Source organism: Metasolibacillus meyeri (genome assembly GCF_003049505.1).
GTDB lineage: Bacteria > Bacillota > Bacilli > Bacillales_A > Planococcaceae > Metasolibacillus > Metasolibacillus meyeri.
This window is the reverse complement of sequence record NZ_PYWN01000264.1, coordinates 1-1,459: the sequence shown is the minus strand read 5'-3', so window position 1 is coordinate 1,459 and position 1,459 is coordinate 1. Positions and strand designations below refer to the sequence as shown.

At 24.8% G+C, this 1,459-nt stretch carries 2 protein-coding genes; both read left to right on the top strand.

What is annotated here, in order from left to right; all coding sequences use genetic code 11:
• On the top strand, positions 1-1,015 hold a 1,015-nt coding region (locus C9J34_RS21745; RefSeq protein WP_153062674.1), incomplete at its 5' end, for an AAA family ATPase.
• A gap of 6 nt (positions 1,016-1,021) precedes the next feature.
• Positions 1,022-1,459, top strand: a 438-nt coding sequence (locus C9J34_RS21530) for a hypothetical protein (RefSeq protein WP_202973696.1), incomplete at its 3' end; no start/stop codon positions are given.

Genomic DNA, 1,459 nt, shown 5'->3' with positions numbered 1-1,459 from the left:
GAAAAATTTAAAAATTGATAATGTAAGATACAATCAATTATTTTCTACAAATGAGGAATTTAAAAAAAATGAATTAAAAAAAATTAATGATTTTTTAAAAGAAAATAGGAATATTTTTGAAAAAGTTGACTACTTTTTTAGAGGTATTTTAAGCAATAATTTTATTGACTCTTACATTGAGAAAAGATTTGAAAATTTATACAATAGGTTAAGGATATTTTTGCACAAATCTCAGAATGGTTTACCTGTGAGTGAAATAGAGAAATTCAATCGATGGTTGTCTGATTATGACCAACTCATGCGTATTTTAGAAGGTAATTTTATTAATTCACCAGAATTATATCATAGAGAGAATGTAATGAATAGTATAAAGGAATTAACATATCTAGTTTCTCATTTACAGAAGCAATATAGAATTTTTATGTTAATTAACGATAATAATGAATTAATTTTAAGTATAAAAAAAATTTTAGAAAGGCTATCTGTTAAATCAGCACTTTATATCGCCACTGATAATATAGACATTATTAAGTTAAATCAAATAGTGGAAGAGGAAATAAATAATATAGACATTGCATTGAAAGGGATTTTTTGGGAAGAACGTTTTGGCGAAATCCAAAGTGAAAATTATACTAAGCTTTTGGAAAGAAGGAGATTATTATTAAATAAGGTTGAACAATTTAATGAGGTAATGAAAAAGTATACAGATATAAAAATTAAAATTGAAAATTGCAAGGAAATAATATTCTTTAAAAAATCTGAGAAGATGTCGTTTGACAAATTATCTTCTGGAGAAAGAAGGCTTTCGTATTTATTTTTAAATATAATTTTTAATGATGTCGATATTTATTTAATTGATGAACCAGAGCTCTCTCTTTCATTAAATTTTCAAAATAAAATAATTACTGATTTGCATATTTTAACAAAAAATAAAGTTCTATTTATTGCTACACATGCTCCATATATTTATGAGGATTTTATTGCTATTGAGGGAAATATATCGAAAGAAGTGTAATCATAAATGAAATATGACAAAGAAAAATACAATCAAGGAATGAAAAAGTTAGTTACTCAACCCATAATTTATGTCGAAGGCTCCTCTAATAAAATTTTCTACCAGCAGATAGAAGAGTTAAATGATAAATTCATTGACAATGGAGGGAATTGTAATAATATAAGGAGGAAAGTTAAATCTGATAGTAATTATTACGGAATAGTAGATCGAGACTATCATGATATTAGCGAAGAGAGAATATTTGTTATATGTTTTTACAGTCTAGAGAATGCAGCACTTATTTATATTGATAAAATGGAATATTTAAGGAGTGTTATTAAAAAGTGTATTTATAAAAATACATTAAATAATGCAAAATTTCATAAACTCAAATTAAGTATAAATAGGGGGAGGAATAAGAGAGTTCGGAATTTTGACCTAATTATAACCGAAAGCAAACATCAT